At 73.1% G+C, this 15,593-nt stretch carries 15 protein-coding genes; 6 read left to right on the top strand and 9 right to left on the bottom strand.

Annotated elements, in window-relative coordinates; genetic code table 11:
• From ABZY45_RS02580 to ABZY45_RS02560, 5 genes are all read right to left on the bottom strand, one after another.
• Nucleotides 1-1,077, bottom strand: coding sequence for an RNA polymerase sigma factor (locus tag ABZY45_RS02580; protein WP_356735314.1), 1,077 nt, complete (start codon nucleotides 1,075-1,077; stop codon nucleotides 1-3).
• Nucleotides 1,078-1,255: 178 nt separating this feature from the next.
• Complete coding sequence (dnaG, locus tag ABZY45_RS02575) at nucleotides 1,256-3,163, bottom strand: DNA primase (RefSeq protein WP_356735312.1); 1,908 nt, start codon at nucleotides 3,161-3,163, stop codon at nucleotides 1,256-1,258.
• Between the two features lie 96 nt (nucleotides 3,164-3,259).
• Nucleotides 3,260-4,519, bottom strand: a complete 1,260-nt coding sequence (locus ABZY45_RS02570) for an FAD-dependent oxidoreductase (RefSeq protein WP_356735310.1) — start codon at nucleotides 4,517-4,519, stop codon at nucleotides 3,260-3,262.
• 118 nt (nucleotides 4,520-4,637) lie between these two features.
• Complete coding sequence (locus ABZY45_RS02565; protein WP_356735308.1) at nucleotides 4,638-5,948, bottom strand: deoxyguanosinetriphosphate triphosphohydrolase; 1,311 nt, start codon at nucleotides 5,946-5,948, stop codon at nucleotides 4,638-4,640.
• 36 nt (nucleotides 5,949-5,984) lie between these two features.
• A complete protein-coding gene (locus ABZY45_RS02560) occupies nucleotides 5,985-6,890 on the bottom strand; it encodes a sirohydrochlorin chelatase (RefSeq protein WP_356735306.1) in 906 nt (301 codons plus the stop codon).
• Nucleotides 6,891-7,043: 153 nt separating this feature from the next.
• On the opposite strand from ABZY45_RS02560, the gene ABZY45_RS02555 reads away from it, so the two are divergent.
• Together ABZY45_RS02555 and ABZY45_RS02550 are read left to right on the top strand one after the other, a co-directional pair.
• Nucleotides 7,044-7,853, top strand: a complete 810-nt coding sequence (locus tag ABZY45_RS02555; protein WP_356735304.1) for an ElyC/SanA/YdcF family protein — start codon at nucleotides 7,044-7,046, stop codon at nucleotides 7,851-7,853.
• Between the two features lie 67 nt (nucleotides 7,854-7,920).
• Nucleotides 7,921-9,996 carry a molybdopterin oxidoreductase family protein gene (locus ABZY45_RS02550; RefSeq protein WP_356735302.1) on the top strand — a complete coding sequence of 692 codons (2,076 nt, stop codon included), beginning with the start codon at nucleotides 7,921-7,923 and terminating at the stop codon, nucleotides 9,994-9,996.
• On the opposite strand, the gene ABZY45_RS02545 is transcribed toward ABZY45_RS02550, so the two are convergent.
• The 3 genes from ABZY45_RS02545 to ABZY45_RS02535 form a co-directional block, all read right to left on the bottom strand.
• Nucleotides 9,959-10,447 (bottom strand): gamma-glutamylcyclotransferase family protein, encoded by a 489-nt coding sequence (locus ABZY45_RS02545; RefSeq protein ID WP_356735300.1) that lies wholly within the window; start codon nucleotides 10,445-10,447, stop codon nucleotides 9,959-9,961. The two genes, ABZY45_RS02550 and ABZY45_RS02545, sit on opposite strands and share 38 nt — an antisense overlap.
• A gap of 23 nt (nucleotides 10,448-10,470) precedes the next feature.
• A complete protein-coding gene (gene cutA / locus ABZY45_RS02540; protein ID WP_356735299.1) occupies nucleotides 10,471-10,809 on the bottom strand; it encodes a divalent-cation tolerance protein CutA in 339 nt (112 codons plus the stop codon).
• Nucleotides 10,810-10,875: 66 nt separating this feature from the next.
• Nucleotides 10,876-11,451 carry an NAD(P)H-dependent oxidoreductase gene (locus ABZY45_RS02535; protein ID WP_356735298.1) on the bottom strand — a complete coding sequence of 192 codons (576 nt, stop codon included), beginning with the start codon at nucleotides 11,449-11,451 and terminating at the stop codon, nucleotides 10,876-10,878.
• An 85-nt stretch (nucleotides 11,452-11,536) separates the two neighbouring features.
• Between ABZY45_RS02535 and ABZY45_RS02530 the strand changes: the two genes are divergently transcribed.
• The 4 genes from ABZY45_RS02530 to ABZY45_RS02515 all read left to right on the top strand — a co-directional run bounded on the left by ABZY45_RS02530 (nucleotide 11,537) and on the right by ABZY45_RS02515 (nucleotide 14,614).
• The gene (locus tag ABZY45_RS02530; protein ID WP_356735296.1) at nucleotides 11,537-12,331 is read left to right on the top strand and encodes an aminotransferase class IV family protein; all 795 of its coding nucleotides are present in this window, start codon (nucleotides 11,537-11,539) and stop codon (nucleotides 12,329-12,331) included.
• A 33-nt stretch (nucleotides 12,332-12,364) separates the two neighbouring features.
• A complete protein-coding gene (locus tag ABZY45_RS02525) occupies nucleotides 12,365-12,841 on the top strand; it encodes a DUF5990 family protein (protein ID WP_356735294.1) in 477 nt (158 codons plus the stop codon).
• A 353-nt stretch (nucleotides 12,842-13,194) separates the two neighbouring features.
• Nucleotides 13,195-13,956 (top strand): hypothetical protein, encoded by a 762-nt coding sequence (locus tag ABZY45_RS02520; protein ID WP_356735292.1) that lies wholly within the window; start codon nucleotides 13,195-13,197, stop codon nucleotides 13,954-13,956.
• Between the two features lie 25 nt (nucleotides 13,957-13,981).
• Nucleotides 13,982-14,614, top strand: a complete 633-nt coding sequence (locus ABZY45_RS02515; RefSeq protein ID WP_356735290.1) for a class F sortase — start codon at nucleotides 13,982-13,984, stop codon at nucleotides 14,612-14,614.
• A gap of 125 nt (nucleotides 14,615-14,739) precedes the next feature.
• Here ABZY45_RS02515 and ABZY45_RS02510 read toward each other — a convergent pair whose 3' ends face one another.
• The gene (locus ABZY45_RS02510; RefSeq protein WP_356735288.1) at nucleotides 14,740-15,531 is read right to left on the bottom strand and encodes a TSUP family transporter; all 792 of its coding nucleotides are present in this window, start codon (nucleotides 15,529-15,531) and stop codon (nucleotides 14,740-14,742) included.
• Nucleotides 15,532-15,593 lie beyond the last annotated feature (62 nt).

Below are 15,593 nucleotides of genomic sequence, written 5' to 3'. Positions count from 1 at the left end.
TCAGTCGAGGTAGCCGCGCAGCTGGTCGGCGAAGGCGTGGTCCCGCAGCCTGGCGAGGGTCTTGGACTCGATCTGGCGGATGCGTTCGCGTGTCACGCCGAAGATCCTTCCGATCTCCTCCAGGGTGCGGGGCCGGCCGTCGTCCAGCCCGTAGCGCAGCTGGACGACCTTCCTCTCGCGCTCCCCGAGCGTGGACAGGACGGTCTCCAGGTGTTCGCGCAGCAGCAGGAAGGCCGCGGACTCGACGGGGGATGCGGCGTCGCCGTCCTCGATGAGATCTCCGAAGGCGACGTCGTCCTCCTCGCCGACCGGGGCGTGCAGGGAGACGGGTTCCTGGGCGAGGCGCAGGACCTCGCCGACGCGTTCGGGTGTCAGGTCGAGCTGGGCCGCTATCTCCTCGGCCGTGGGTTCGTAGCCGCGTTCCTGGAGCATGCGGCGCTGGACGCGGACGACCCGGTTGATCAGCTCGACGACGTGCACCGGGACCCTTATGGTCCTGGCCTGGTCGGCCAGGGCCCGGGACATCGCCTGGCGGATCCACCAGGTGGCGTACGTGGAGAACTTGTACCCCCGGGCGTAGTCGAACTTCTCGACCGCCCTGATCAGGCCGAGGTTGCCCTCCTGGACGAGGTCGAGCATGGTCAGGCCGCGGCCGACATAGCGCTTGGCTACGGAGACCACGAGGCGGAGGTTGGCCTCGATGAGTCTGCGTTTCGCCAACCGCCCCATGACGACGAGCCGGTCGAGGTCGAAGGCGAGCCGCGAGTCCGGGTCGGGGGTGCGGGCGAGCCGTTCCTCAGCGAACAGGCCCGCCTCGACCCGGCGGGCGAGCTCCACCTCCTCCGCCGCGCTCAGCAGCGGGATCCGCCCGATCTCCCTGAGGTACTGGCGGAAGAGATCCGAGGACGGGCCGCCCGCCTCCGGGCGGCTCTGCGGCTCGGGGGGCTCCGGGGGCTCCACCGGTTCCTCCAGCACGGCTTCCGGCGCGCCCGCCGTCTCCGGGTGACGCGTGACCCGGTTCTGGGCGGGAATGGCCGGGACATGCTCGCTCGTGATCGTCACGGTCCGGGTCTGCACGGGGGCGACCTCCAGGTGATCGCTGCCGGATCGCGGGGGATGGAGGTCCGCCCCGGGCGGACCGTCCGCGCTCCGATGACTCAGGCACCGCCATCCAGTGTGGGGTACGACACATCACTGCCACGAGGGGCGTGCGGTGACTTTTTGCGTCCGGAGCGTGACGGGGTGCTGATGCGGCTCAGAGGGCGTCGGCGCCGTGGTTGCGCAGCGACTGGGCGTACTGCTGGAGGACCCAGACCTCGTTCTGCGCCGCGGCCAGATGGTCCGGGGCGACGTTGCTGCCGAGGCGGGCGAGGCTGCTCTGGACGTCCGCGATCCTGCGGTCGACCGCCCGGAGGCGGACCTTGACCAGGTGCTGGCCCGCGTACGACTCGTCGATGGTCTTGCCGTGGAAGACCTCGACCGCGAGTTCCGTGACGAGCTTGCGCACCGTGTCGTCGGGGGTCGCGTCGAGCACCTGGACCAGATACTCCCGGGTCTCGGCGACGCCCATCTCCGCGCCGCCCGCCTCCGCGATGCACTGGCGTACGGCGGCGTACGGCGGGGCGGTGAACTCGTCGACGCCGTACGCGTCGAAGGCCGGGGAGACCAGGGCCGGCTTCTGCAGGGCGAGCTTGAGCAGCTCGCGCTCCGTGCGGTGGGCGGGGCTGCGGAGGTTGAGCGCGGGGCCGGACGGGGCCACGGGGGCCGTGACCTGCGCGGGCCGTGCACCGGTGCGGGAGGCGGGGCCGGGTCCTCGCTGGTCGCCGCCCCGGCCGCGGGCCCACTGGGCGAGCTGGTGGACCCGGCGGACGACGAACTCCTGGTCGAGGATGCCGACGAAGCCCGCGAGCTGGACGGCCACCTCCCGCTGCACACTGCTCGTCTTGATCTTCGCCACGACGGCGGCGGCCTCGTCGAGAGCGGCGGCGCGCCCGGCGGGGGTCTCCAGGTCGTAGCGGCCGACGATCTGCCGGAGCGCGAACTCGAAGAGCGGCGTGCGGGGTTCGACCAGGTCACGGACGGCGTCGTCGCCCTTGGCCAGCCGCAGGTCGCACGGGTCCATGTTGTCGGGAGCGATCGCGATGTACGTCTCGGCCGCGAACTTCTGGTCGTCCTCGAAGGCACGCAGAGCGGCCTTCTGGCCTGCGGCGTCGCCGTCGAAGGTGAAGATCACGCGGGCGCTGCCGTTGTCCATCAGGAGCCGGCGGAGGATCTTGATGTGGTCGTTGCCGAACGCGGTTCCGCAGGTGGCGATGGCGGTGGTGACCCCGGCGAGGTGGCAGGCCATGACGTCGGTGTAGCCCTCGACGACGACGGCCCGGCTCGCCTTGGCGATGTCCTTCTTGGCCAGGTCGATGCCGTAGAGCACCTGGGACTTCTTGTAGATCGAGGTCTCGGGGGTGTTGAGGTACTTCGGGCCGTTGTCGTCGTCCCGCAGCTTGCGGGCGCCGAAGCCGACGATCTCACCCGAGGTGTCGCTGATGGGCCACATCAGCCGGCCGCGGAAGCGGTCGATGGGGCCTCGGCGGCCGTCCTGGGAGAGGCCGGAGCTGATGAGCTCCTTGTCGCTGAAGCCCTTGCCGCGCAGGTAGCGGGTGAGGTGGTCCCAGCCCGCCGGGCTGTAGCCGACGCCGAAGTGGGCCGCCGCGTCCTGGTCGAAGCCGCGCTCCGCGAGGAACTTCCGGCCGATCTCGGCCTCGGGGCCGTTCAGCTGCTCGCGGTAGAAGTCCGCGGCGATCTTGTGCGCCTCGACCAGCCGGATGCGCTCGCCGCGCTGGTGGGAGGGGTTGTAGCCACCCTCCTCGTACCGCAGGGTGATGCCCGCCTTGGCGGCGAGCCGCTCGACCGTCTCGGAGAAGGTGAGATGGTCGATCTTCATCACGAAGGCGATCGTGTCGCCGCCCTCCTGGCACCCGAAGCAGTGGAACAGGCCCTTGCCGGGGCTCACCTGGAAGGAGGGGGACTTCTCGTCGTGGAACGGGCACAGACCCTTGAGGTTGCCGCCGCCCGCGTTGCGCAGTTGGAGGTACTCGGACACGACGGCGTCGATCGGGACCGCGTCCCGTACCGCCTTCACGTCGTCGTCATTGATCCTGCCTGCCACGAGTGAAGTCTACGGGTGGGGCCGGAGGTCCGGGACCGGCCGGCGGGGGGCGGTCCACCGCGCCGTCTGACGGCCCCGGGCCTGGCGGCCTCCGGCTCAGAGCAGGGAATCCAGCGGCACGGAGGGGTCGCCGAGCGCGTCCGCTTCCACCGGCCGGGCGGCCTTGATCAGCTTCTGGATGCTCTCGGTGACGTCCCACACATTGACGTTCATCCCGGCGAGGACCCGCCCGTCCTTCAGCCAGAACGCGATGAACTCCCGCTTCCCGGCGTCGCCCCGGATGACGACCTGGTCGTACGAGCCGGGGGGCGCCCAGCCGGAGTACTCCAGGCCGAGGTCGTACTGGTCGGAGAAGAAGTACGGCACCCGGTCGTACGTCACGTCCTGGCCGAGCATGGCCTTCGCGGCGGCCGGGCCGCTGTTCAGGGCGTTGGCCCAGTGCTCCACGCGCAGCCGTCCGCCGAAGAGCGGGTGCTCCACGGACGCGATGTCGCCCGCGGCGAAGATGTGCGGGTCGGAGGTGCGCAGGGAGGCGTCGACGGCGACACCGCCGCCCTGGGCACGGTCCGCCATGTCGAGCCCAGCGGCCTCCGCGAGCGAGGTGCGCGGCGCGGCGCCGATCGCGGCGAGCACGTCGTGGGCGGGGTGCTCCTCGCCGTCGTCGGTGCGGGCCGCGAGCACCAGGCCGTCCTGGCCGGTGATCTCGGTGAGCCGGGCACCGAAGTGGAAGCGGACACCGTGCTCGGAGTGCAGATCGGTGAAGATCTGGCCGAGCTCCGGGCCGATGACGTGGTGCAGCGGGGTCGCGGAGGGCTCGACCACCGTGACCTCCGCGCCGTACCCCCGGGCGGCGGCGGCGACCTCCAGGCCGATCCAGCCGCCTCCGGCGATCACCAGATGGCCGTTGTCACGGCCGAGGGCGGCCAGGACGTTGCGCAGCCGGTCGGCGTGGGCGAGCCGGCGCAGGTGGTGGACACCCACCAGGTCGGTGCCCGGGATGTCCAGGCGGCGCGGCTCGGCGCCGGTGGCGAGCAGCAGCTTGTCGTAGTGGACCACGGTGTTGTCGCCGAGCTGCACGGAGCGGCCGGCCCGGTCGATGGAGGTCACCACCTGGCCGAGGTGGAGCTCGATGTCGGCGCCGGCGTACCAGGCGGTCTTGTGGACGAAGACGGTCTCCCGCTCGTCCTTGCCCGCGAGGTAGCCCTTGGAGAGGGGAGGCCGTTCGTACGGATGGTCGCGCTCGTCGCCGATGAGGATGACCCGGCCGCTGAAGCCTTCCGCCCGGAGTGTCTCGGCCGCCTTCGCTCCGGCCAGTCCCCCGCCGATGATGACGAACGTCCGATGTGCGTCGACCACTTGATGCCTCCTCGGTACTGTGCTGCGCGGCGCCGCCAGCTGCGAGCGTCCCGCACGCAGCGTGATGGCGAAAGAGGGTGTGCCTCGATCAGGTCACAGCCGCTGGCATGTGGCCCTGTCATGGTCCAGTCTGCCGAACCCCCGTGAGAGTCCTGTGGAGGGACCGGGCGGCGGCGTCGGTGAGCGCGGAGATCTGGTCGACGAGCACCCGCTTGCGGGCCCGGTCGTCGGGGGCCGCCTCGTGGAGCGCGCGGAACTGCGGCTCCAGGCCCTCGGGGGCGCGGGCGGTGAGCGCGGCGGCGAGTTCGGCGATGACGATCCGCTGGTCGGCGCGGATGGCCTCCTGCTCGGCGCGCTGCATGACGTAACGGTCGGCGACGGCCTTGAGGACGGCACACTCGTGCCGGACCTCGCGCGGGACGATGAGCTCGGCGCCGTACCTGCCGAGCCGTCCGGGGCCGTACGCGGCATGGGTCGCGGCCTCCGCCGCGAGGCAGAACCTGCCGATGAGCTGGCTCGTCGCGTCCTTCAGCCGGGCCTGCGCGACGGCGCTGCCGTCGTAGCCGCGCGGCCACCACTCCTGGGCCGTGAGCCGGTCCAGGGCGTCGGAGAGCTCCTGGGGATCGGTGTCGGCCGGGACGTACCGCCCGATGGCGACCTGCCAGATCTCCGCGCGCTCCTGCGCGGAGAAGAGGCAGTCCGGGTCGATGTGCCCGGCGTGCAGTCCGTCCTCGAAGTCGTGCACGGAGTAGGCGACGTCGTCGGACCAGTCCATGACCTGGGCCTCGAAGCAGGTGCCGTCCTGCGGAGCGCCCTTGCGGATCCACGCGAAGACCGGCAGGTCGTCCTCGTACACCCCGAATTTCGGGGAGGCGGGGTCCGTCGGGTGCGCGCCCCTGGGCCAGGGGTACTTGGTGGCGGCGTCCAGGGCGGCACGGGTCAGGTTGAGGCCCACGCTGACGAGTTCACCGCTGCGCGGGTCTCGGACGAAGCGCTTGGGTTCGATGCGGGTGAGCAGGCGCAGCGACTGGGCGTTGCCCTCGAAACCGCCGCAGTCCGACGCGAAGTCGTTGAGCGCCTGTTCACCGTTGTGCCCGAAGGGCGGGTGGCCCATGTCGTGGGAGAGGCAGGCCGCCTCCACCAGGTCGGGGTCGCAGCCGAGGGCGGCGCCGAGCTCCCGGCCCACCTGGGCGCACTCCAGGGAGTGGGTGAGCCGGGTGCGGGGGCTGGCGTCCCAGGCCCGTCCGCGGGTGCCCGGTGTGACGACCTGGGTCTTCCCCGCGAGTCTGCGCAGGGCGGCGGAGTGCAGCACACGGGCGCGGTCGCGCTGGAACGCGGTGCGCCCGGGCCGTTTGTCGGGCTCGGTGTCCCAGCGCTCGGTGTCAGCGGTGCCGTAGGGCGTGTCCCGGGGGTCGTGCGTACCGTCCATGCCCTCGACAGTAATCGTCCGGGCTGACAGGAAGGGTCAGGCGGAGGCGAGGAGACGGGTGTGCGTCAGGGCGCCGTGGACGGACGCGGGGCCGGTCAGCGCCTGGTCGTAGCGGTGCAGCAGGAGGCGTGCCATGCCCGGGTGGGCGCCGAGCGGTGCGGCGGCGATCCCCGGAGCCGCGGCGGCGGAGACGGTCGCGAAGCGGCCGGGCGCCGTGAAGTAGGAGGCGAGGGCGATCCGGTGGCGGCCCCGGGCGGTGAGGGCACGCACGGCGGCCGGCACGGTGGGGGTGGCCGCCGAGGCGTAGGCCGGTACGACGGGCACACCGCCGAGGCGGTCACTGAGCATGGCGGCCGTGCGGCGGGCGTCGGCGTCCGAGTCGGGGTCGCGCGATCCGGCGGCGGCGAGCACCACGCCGGTGCTGCGGCTCGCGCCGTCCGCGTCGCGCCAGCCGGCCTCGACGAGCCGCTCGTACAGGACCTCGGCGAGCAGGGGGTGCGGTCCGAGCGGTGCCGCGACACGGGTCCGCAGGTGGCTCGCGGCGGCCGCGGCGACGGGCAGGTCGTGGCGGACGTGGTGGCCCCGGCCGAGCAGCAGCGGGACGAGGACGGCTTCGCCGCGCCCGATGCCGTCCAGGGTGTCCGGCAGCAGGGGTTCGTTGAGCTCGATGTGGCCGAGGCGCACGTCGAGACCGGGCCGCAGCTCCCGCACCAGGTCCAGGAGCTCCAGGACGGTGCGCAGGGCCTGCGGGTCCCGGCTGCCGTGGGCGACGGCGACCAGTGTGGGGGCTGAGCTGCGGGTGAGGTGCATGGGCCTGCGGGTTCCGTTCGGGGAGACGAGGCTGAGCTGGCTTCCGAGCTGGGAGGTGATGCGGGTCAGGAGTTGCGCCGTGCTGTCGAGGGGCAGGGGCTCACTGAGGTGTTCCGGTGCCGTCTCCGTCATGAACCGATGGTGAAGGCCGGACGTTGCCGGGCCGTTTCGCACCGGTGACGGGTGTTTGCCGCTGTCTCACGGGAGGGGGGCCGTCGCTGTCAGTACCTGTTCACACCGGTGCGAACCTTTCGGGTCCGTCGTTCGTCCCCTCTTTCGAGGATCGTGGACGAGCGCGGGGGGCGCCGCATGGGGCTGCTGGGGAAACCGGGGAAACGCGCGGCCGCGTGGCAGGGGGCACGGGCGAGGCTCGCGGCCGTACGGGCACGGGGGTGGCCGGCGCCCCTGCGGGCACGGCTGCCGCGGAGCCGGCGGGGGCAGCGGCGGCTGGCGCAGGCGCTGATGGTCGCCTGCGCGATGGCGCTGGCGCCCGCGACCTGGCTGTACACCACGGCCGACGCACGGGTGCGCACGACGGCGGCCGCCCCGGCGCAGCAGGTCGCCGTGGTGTTCGGGGCAGGGCTGTGGCAGGGGAGGCCGTCGCCGTATCTCGCGCACCGGCTCGACGCCGCCGCCGAGCTGTACAGGACGGGGAAGGTGCGGGTCGTGCTCGTCACCGGCGACAACAGCCGCGTGGAGTACGACGAGCCGGACGCCATGCGCACGTACCTCACCGGGCGCGGGGTGCCGGACGCGCGGATCGTCAGCGACTACGCCGGGTTCGACACCTGGGACTCCTGCGTCCGGGCCAAGAAGATCTTCGGCGTCGACCGGGCCGTGCTGGTGAGCCAGGGCTTCCACATACGCCGGGCCATCGCCCTGTGCCGGTCCGCCGGAATCGACGCGTACGGCGTGGGGGTCGACGCCGTACACGATGTGACCTGGTACTACGGCGGGACGAGGGAGGTCCTGGCGGCGGGAAAGGCGCTGCTGGACGTGGTCTTCGAGCCTGATCCGCACTTCCTGGGCCCACGGGAGACGGGCGTGTCCGAGGCGCTCGCCGCCGACCTCACCGCGCCCGGCGGGGCGGGCTGAGGTGCGCGTACCCGGTGCGTAACCGGGCGCACCGGTCCCCGTAATACCGGGCTCGCACGCTGGGCGTATGGCCAGCACCGAGACCTCCACCCACTGCCCGTACTGCGCCCTCCAGTGCGGGATGAAGCTGCGACCGGTCACCGACGGCGGGGTGGTCGAGGTCGTGGAGCGCACCGAGTTCCCCGTCAACCGGGGCGCGCTCTGCGGCAAGGGGCGCACCGCTCCCGCCGTGCTCGCCGCCGGGGTACGGCTCACCGGGCCGCTGGTGCGCGACGCGCACGGTGAGCTGGTGCCGGCCGGCTGGGACGAGGCGCTGGAGCGGATCGCCGACGGGCTGCGCGGGACGCGGGCGGAGCACGGCGCGGACGCCGTGGGGGTGTTCGGCGGCGGCGGGCTCACCAACGAGAAGGCGTACGCCCTCGGGAAGTTCGCCCGGGTGGTGCTCGGCACCTCGCAGATCGACTACAACGGCCGCTTCTGCATGTCCTCGGCCGCCGCGGCGCACCAGCGGGCGTTCGGGCTCGACCGGGGGCTGCCCTTCCCGCTGGAGGACATCCCGAGGACCGGGTGCGTGATCCTGGTCGGCTCCAACCTCGCGGAGACGATGCCGCCGGCGCTGCGCTATCTGACCGAGCTGAGGGAGAACGGCGGCCGGCTGATCGTCATCGATCCGCGCCGCACCAGGACGGCTGAGCAGGCGGATCTGCATCTGGCGCCCCGGCCGGGCACGGATCTCGCCCTCGCCCTCGGCATGCTGCATCTCGTCGTGGCGGACGGGCGGGTGGACGAGGAGTTCGTCGTCACGCGTACGAGTGGCTGGGACGAGGCCAGGGCGGGCGCGATGGCGCACTGGCCCGAACTGGTGGAGCGCCTCACCGGGGTTCCCGTACCGCAGCTGCGCGAAGCCGTGGAGATGTTCTGCGGCGCGGAGACCGGGATGGTGCTCACCGCCCGGGGCCCCGAGCAGCAGGCGAAGGGCACGGACACGGTGGGGGCCTGGATCAACTTCTGCCTGGCCACCGGCCGTGCGGGCCGCCCGCTGTCCGGCTACGGCTGCCTGACCGGCCAGGGCAACGGCCAGGGTGGCCGGGAGCACGGCCAGAAGGCCGACCAGCTGCCGGGCTACCGCAAGCTCACGGATCCTGCGGCTCGCCAGCATGTGGCCGGGGTCTGGGGTGTGGACCCCGACTCCCTGCCGGGTCCGGGACGCAGTGCGTACGAGCTGCTGGACGCGCTGGGGCGGGATGTGCGGTCGCTGCTGGTCATGGGGTCCAACCCGGTCATCTCGGCGCCGCACGCGGGGCACGTCGAGGAGCGCCTGCGGTCGCTGGACTTCCTGGCGGTCGCCGACGTGGTGCTGTCGGAGACGGCGGCGCTGGCCGATGTGGTGCTGCCGGTGACGCAGTGGGCGGAGGAGACGGGGACGACGACCAACCTGGAGGGCCGGGTGCTGCTGCGGCAGCGGGCGGTCACGCCGCCGGAAGGGGTACGGAGCGACCTGGAGGTGCTGAACGCGCTGGCCGCTCTGCTGGGGCACGGCAAGGGCTTCCCGGCGGACCCAGAGGAGGTCTTCGACGAGCTGCGCCGGGCCTCGGCGGGCGGCGCCGCGGACTACGCGGGCATCACCTACGCCCGGATCACGGCGCAGGACGGGGTGTTCTGGCCCTGCCCCGACGAGGAGCACGCCGGGACGCCGCGGCTCTTCCTGGAGCGGTTCGCGACGGACGACGGGCGGGCCAGGTTCGTCCCGGTCACGCACCGGCCTGCCGCCGAGGAGACGGACGCCGAGTTCCCGGTGGTGCTGACGACCGGGCGGGTCGTGTCCCAGTACCAGTCGGGGGCGCAGACCCGCCGGGTGGCCGAGCTGAACGCAGCCGCGCCGGGGCCCTTCGTGGAACTGCACCCTCGGCTGGCCGAGCGGATCGGGGTGGCCGAGGGCGACACCGTGGCGGTCACCTCGCGGCGCGGGCGGGCGGTGGCACCGGCGAGGATCACGTCCGCGATCCGTCAGGACACCGTGTTCATGCCGTTCCACTGGCCGGGCGAGGGGCGGGCCAACACCCTGACCAACCCCGCGCTCGACCCGGTGTCGCGAATGCCGGAGTTCAAGGTGTGCGCGGTGCGGGTGGAGGCCGCCGGGTGAGCCAGTTCCCGCCCGGCACGGGCGTGCCGCCGGTGCGCAGCGAGCGGGCGACGGCTCCGGCCGCGAGATAGACCCAGGCCCGGACGGCCCCGGCGGTGCCGGGCGCGCCCGGGTCCGGAAGCGGGAGGGCGGGGCGGGCCACCCGTTCGTACAGGTTGCGCGGGTGGCCGGGGCCCAGGTACTGCTCCAGATCGTCCAGGAGGGAGAGCAGTTCGGCGTACGTCGCGGGGTCGGCCGTGACCAGCGCGCCGTGGACCGTGCCGTGGCCCTCGACGGCATACGGATAGCCGGGGCCCTCGTAGAGGAGGGTGCCCGGCAGCACCGCGGGCCGCTCCGCGCGTGTGCGGCCGCGCAGGAACCGGTCGTGGTTCGGCTCGCCGGGGAGCAGCGTGCCGTAGACGAAGAACGGCAGCCGGGGGCCGGGCACGGCGCCGCCGTGGGGGCCGGTCACGGGGCCGGTGTGGGGGCCCCCGGTCACAGAGCCGCTGTGGGGGCCGTCTCCGCCGCCACCCAGGCCAGATAGCGCCGGCTGCCGCGGACCACCGGAGTCGCGATGATCTCGGGTGTCTCGTAGTCGTGCGCTGCCAGCAGGTGCGCCTCCAGCTCGTCGTAGCGGTGCGCCGTCGTCTTGAACAGCACCTGCCACTCCTCGCCGGTCTCGACGGCGCCCTCCCACCGGTAGACCGAGGTGACCGGCCCCGAGATCTGGGCGCAGGCGGCCAGTCGTGCGTCCACCGCGTCCCGGGCCAGGGCGCGGGCCTTCTCCTCGCTGTCCGTCGTGGTCAGTACGGTCAGCGCTGCGGGCTCGGTCATCCCTGGTCTCCTCGTGCTCTCGGCGGGCGGTTCCTCGATTGTCGGCCCATTGCCGCGCGGTGGGCCTCAGCTGCCGTACGGGTGCCGGGCCCTGGCATCACGCAGGGCCCGGCCCCACCAGACCAGCTGGTCGAGCATCCTCTTGGCCGCCCCCTCGGCCTGGGCGGGGTCCCGGTGCCGGCCCCGGTCGTCGAAGAGGGCGCCCGCGTTGTGGAAGGAGACGGTGTCGCGCACCGAGACGGCGTGCAGCTCCGCGAAGACCTGGCGCAGGTGCTCGACCGCCCGCAGGCCCCCGGAGACTCCCCCGTACGACACGAACGCGACGGGCTTCGCCTGCCATTCGGCGAAGTGCCGGTCGATCAGGTGCTTCAGCGGCGCCGGGTACGAGTGGTTGTACTCGGGTGTCAGAACGACGAAGGCGTCCGCGCGTGCCAGGTGCGGGACGGCCCCGGCCGCGGGGCCGGCCGGAGGTTCGGTCTCGGCGACGTCGATGAGTTCGGTCTCGATGTCCGGGTGGCCGGCGGCCCGGCTCAGGAACCAGTCGGCAATGACGGGCCCGAAGCGCCCCTCGCGGTTGCTGCCGAGGATGACGGCCACCTTCAGCGGGGCGGCGGACGGGGTGGGGGAAGTGGTGAGGTCCATGCACGGCAGCCTCACACCTCAACCATGATTGAGGTCAAGCGCCGTTCGCTCGTGGTCCCATGACACCGCGTTCTACCGTGGTGCCATGACGAATCCCGCGCCCGCCCCCTACGTCGAGTTCGACGGCCGCCCCGCCACCGGGGACGATCTGCGGATCCCGGCCTTCGCCGGTTACGGCCACTTCACCGCGATGCAGGTCAGGGACCGCACGGTGCGCGGCCTGGCCCTGCATCTGGACCGCCTGGACTCGGCGAACCGGGAGCTGTTCGGGCTTCCCCTGCACGGGGCGCGGGTGCGTGAACTGATCGGGCACGCGCTCGACGGCGCCGGCAGGCGGGACGCGTCGGTGCGGGTGCACGGCTTCCTGCCGCCGGGCAGCGAGGACACGGTGCCGATGGTGACCGTACGGGAGCCGGCCCACATGACCGCCGCGCCCCGGAGCCTGATGTCGGTGCCGTACGCGCGCTCGGTGCCGCACATCAAGCGCCCCGGCGAGTTCGGCCAGATGTACTACGGGCGACTGGCCGAACGCTCGGGCTTCGACGAGGCGCTGCTCACCTCGCCCGGCGGCCTGGTCACCGAAGGAGCGATCACCAACATCGGCTTCTGGGACGGATCGCGCGTGGTGTGGCCGGACGCCCCCGCCCTGACGGGCATCACCATGGCGCTGCTGGAGACCGGACTCGCGCGGGCGGACCGGCCCTCGGCCCGGCGCCCGGTGACACTGGAGGCGGTGGGCTCCTTCCGCGCGGCGTTCGTCACCAACTCGCAGGGCATCGCACCGGTACGCCGCATCGACGACACCCCCTTCGCCGTCGACGAGGAGCTGATGGACCTGCTGGAACAGGCCTACGAGGCCACTCCCGGGGAGACCGTCTGACCGGCCCCGGAGGCGTACGGGACGATGAGGCCCATGCAGATCCACATCGAGGCCTCCGAACTTCCGGGCCGCACCTGCGGCCCCGGCACCGAATTCGCCGGGTTCGAGAACATCCACGTCGGCGTCCAGCGAAAGGACCGGCCCGGCGAACTGCTCGGCCTGCACCCGGGGGACGCGCCACGCGCCGCCTGGACCCTGGACTGCGTCACCACCCGGACCCCGGAGGGCGTCGAGGTCTCGGGCCCGTACATCCAGAACCGGTTCGGGGGGCGCTTCGTCCATCTGTCGTGGGGCACCGTGGACGCGGCCGGGACCTTCACCATGTTCCGGCGCGCCAAGCTGATGCTGATCGACGCCGGACCCGAGGTCCTGGAGGAAGCCTCGCGGTCGGGGCACCTCACCGCCCGGCTGCGCCTGACCGACGACAGAGGACTGCCCCGGTGCGCCCGCGTGCGGCCACCGGACATCACCTGGTCGGCCACGGACGGAAGGGCAGGGGGCGGGGCCTGAAGGCGCGGGGCACACGACACCGCCCTCACGGGTCCCGGGGGGGGTGGACCGGTGAGGGCGGTTGCCGGGGGCCGGCGGGGGGCTGCCGTCCCATGGGGGTTATGGACCATGTGCCCGGCCCCCCACGCCCCATGCATGTGACCTGCATCACACTCATGCGGCGGAGGGGTCACCCGATCGGTATCGAGCGGCCCCTGCGGACGCCCGCACCGCCTCGACCTGCACGGGACGCGGGAGGCAGGGGCGGCCCGCAGGGCCGGACGGGTGAAATCTGACCAGGCGTCAGCGTGCAGCGGCCGGGCGGGGCCCGTTACCTCGGAGGCAGGACACATCCGTCTGCCCGGAGGATTCCCATGCGCAGCCCTGCCCGCCTCGTGACCGGTACCGCCGCCGCGGCCCTCACCGCCGCCGCGCTCGGACTCGCCGTCGCCCCGCCCGCCCACGCGGAGACGGACGGTTTCGGCAGAACCGGACAGGTCGCGGCGACAGCCGCTCCCGTCCCGGCGGAGTGCGGTCCCGGGGCCGTGGACGGCGGTACGGCGCTCCCCTGCGACAGCGGCGGGGAGGAGGCAGCCCCGGAGGCGCCCACGGATCCGGAGGCACCGGACGATCTGGAGGCCCCCGGGGACGCGGGCACCCTCGGCGACCTGACAGCCCCCGAGGATCCCGCCGCCGACCTGGCCGCCGCCGCCCCCGAGGAACTCGGTGAGGCCGCCGGCACCCTGCAAGCCGGCGATCCGGAGGCGGCGGAAGGTCTCTCCGCGCTTCCGGGCTCCCCCTGGCCCGAGACCGGCGAGGAGGGCGCCGGGGACTCTCCGGCGGAGACGGGCGCCGGGGACGAGGCCGGTGCGACGGTACCCGGCACCCGGCCCGCGCCCGTGAGCCCTCCTGGAGCCGACCTCACCGGTCCAGGGTCCGCGAAGCCGCCCGCCCCTCCGCACGACAGGCCGACGACCGCACCCAGCCGCCCCTCCGGGCACGTCGACACGGGTGTGGGCGGCAGCGCCGCCCCCGACACCGCGCAGCTCGCCGCGGGCGCGGGCCTCGTCGCGGCGGCGGGCGTCGGCGGCGCCCTGCTCCTGCGGAGGCGGCGCGCGGACGGCACCCGACACTGAGCGGCGACTACGGAGGACGGGCGACGTGGACAGGACGGCTCTGAAGGCCAGGGCCTGGCTGGCGGGCATCGTCGCGCTGTGCGGTGTCTGGCTGGTGCAGAGCGGTGCGGCGATCCGGCTGATGGCGCCCCAGCCCTCCACCACCGAGGCCTTCGCGGCGGGGCCCGAGCTCCGTCCGGGCTCGCCGGTCGCCGAGCCGCTGCGCCCTGCCGCACCGGTGCGGATCCGTATCCCCCGTATCGACGTGGACGCGCCCATGACGGGTCTCGCCCTGGGCGCCGACGGCAGACTCGACGCGCCGCCCGCCGACGACCGCAACCTCGCCGGCTGGTTCGAGGACGGCACTCCCCCGGGCGCCGAGGGCACGGCGATCGTCGCCGGGCACGTCGACAGCGCCGACGGGCCGTCGGTCTTCTACGGTCTCGGGTCCCTGAAGAAGGGCTCCCGGGTCGAGATCGACCGCCGCGACGGCCGTACCGCCGTCTTCTCCGTCGACGCGGTGGAGGTGTACGAGAACGACGACTTCCCCGACAAGCGCGTGTACGGCAGCACGCCCCACGCCTCGTTGCGCCTGATCACCTGCGGCGGCGGCTACACCCGCGAGACGGGCTACCAGGGCAACGTCGTGGCGTACGCGCACCTCACCGAGGTGCGGTGAGCGCTCCGGCGCACAACCCGGCCGAGGCGGTGAGCAGCCCGCCCTCCAGGCCGCCCAGCAGCGGTGCTCCGACGTGGTGAGCAGACCGCCCCGTACCGGTGATCAGCTCGCCCCGTACCGGGCGTTCAGGCCGTCCACTGGTCGAAGCCGAGCTTGGCGACGAGCGAGAACACCACGACCAGCAGGACGCCCCGGACGAAGTCGCTGCCCTTCCTGAGGGCCAGCCGCGCCCCGAACATCCCGCCCGCCAGATTGAATACGGCCATCAGCGCGGCCAGCTGCCACAGGACGGTGCCCTGGTAGGCGAACATCGCCAGCGCGCCGCCGTTGGTGCAGACGTTCACGATCTTGGCGGTGGCCGACGCGGTGACCAGGTCGAGGTGGAGCACCGCGGTGAGCGCCAGCACCAGGAAGGTGCCCGTGCCCGGCCCGAACAGCCCGTCGTAGAAGCCGATACCGCCGCCGACCAGCACGATCGCGGTGACGGTGCGGGCACGGGTGACCTTCCGCCCCGTGCCGTCACCCGCCGCCGCGGTGCCGAAGGACGGCCGCAGCAGTACGAAGGCCGCGACGCCGAGCAGCACCACCATGATCACCGGGCGCAGCACGTCGCTGCTGATGCCCGCCGCGAAGAAGGCACCGGTCATCGACCCGGCGAGCGCCATGAGCCCGATGCGTACGGCGGTCCCGACCTGGACCGGCGCCTTGCGTACGTAGGTGACGGCGGCCCCGGACGTCCCGACGATGGCCACCGCCTTGTTGGTGCCCAGGATGTGCGCGGCCGGGACGTGCGGGAGGCCGAGCAGCAGGGCGGGCAGGAGAAGCAGCCCTCCGCCGCCCACCACCGCGTCGATCCAGCCGGCCGCCGCGGCGGCCAGGCAGAGGAGGATCAGGGTGGTGAGGGTGATCTCAGGCATGCCCGGACCTTAAACAGATGGTGGGTACACCGTCCAACCGGCCGTGCCCCGGCCCTCACAGA

Source organism: Streptomyces sp. NPDC006516 (genome assembly GCF_040611875.1).
Classification (GTDB): Bacteria; Actinomycetota; Actinomycetes; order Streptomycetales; family Streptomycetaceae; genus Streptomyces.
This window is presented reverse-complemented; position numbering and strand designations above follow the sequence as displayed.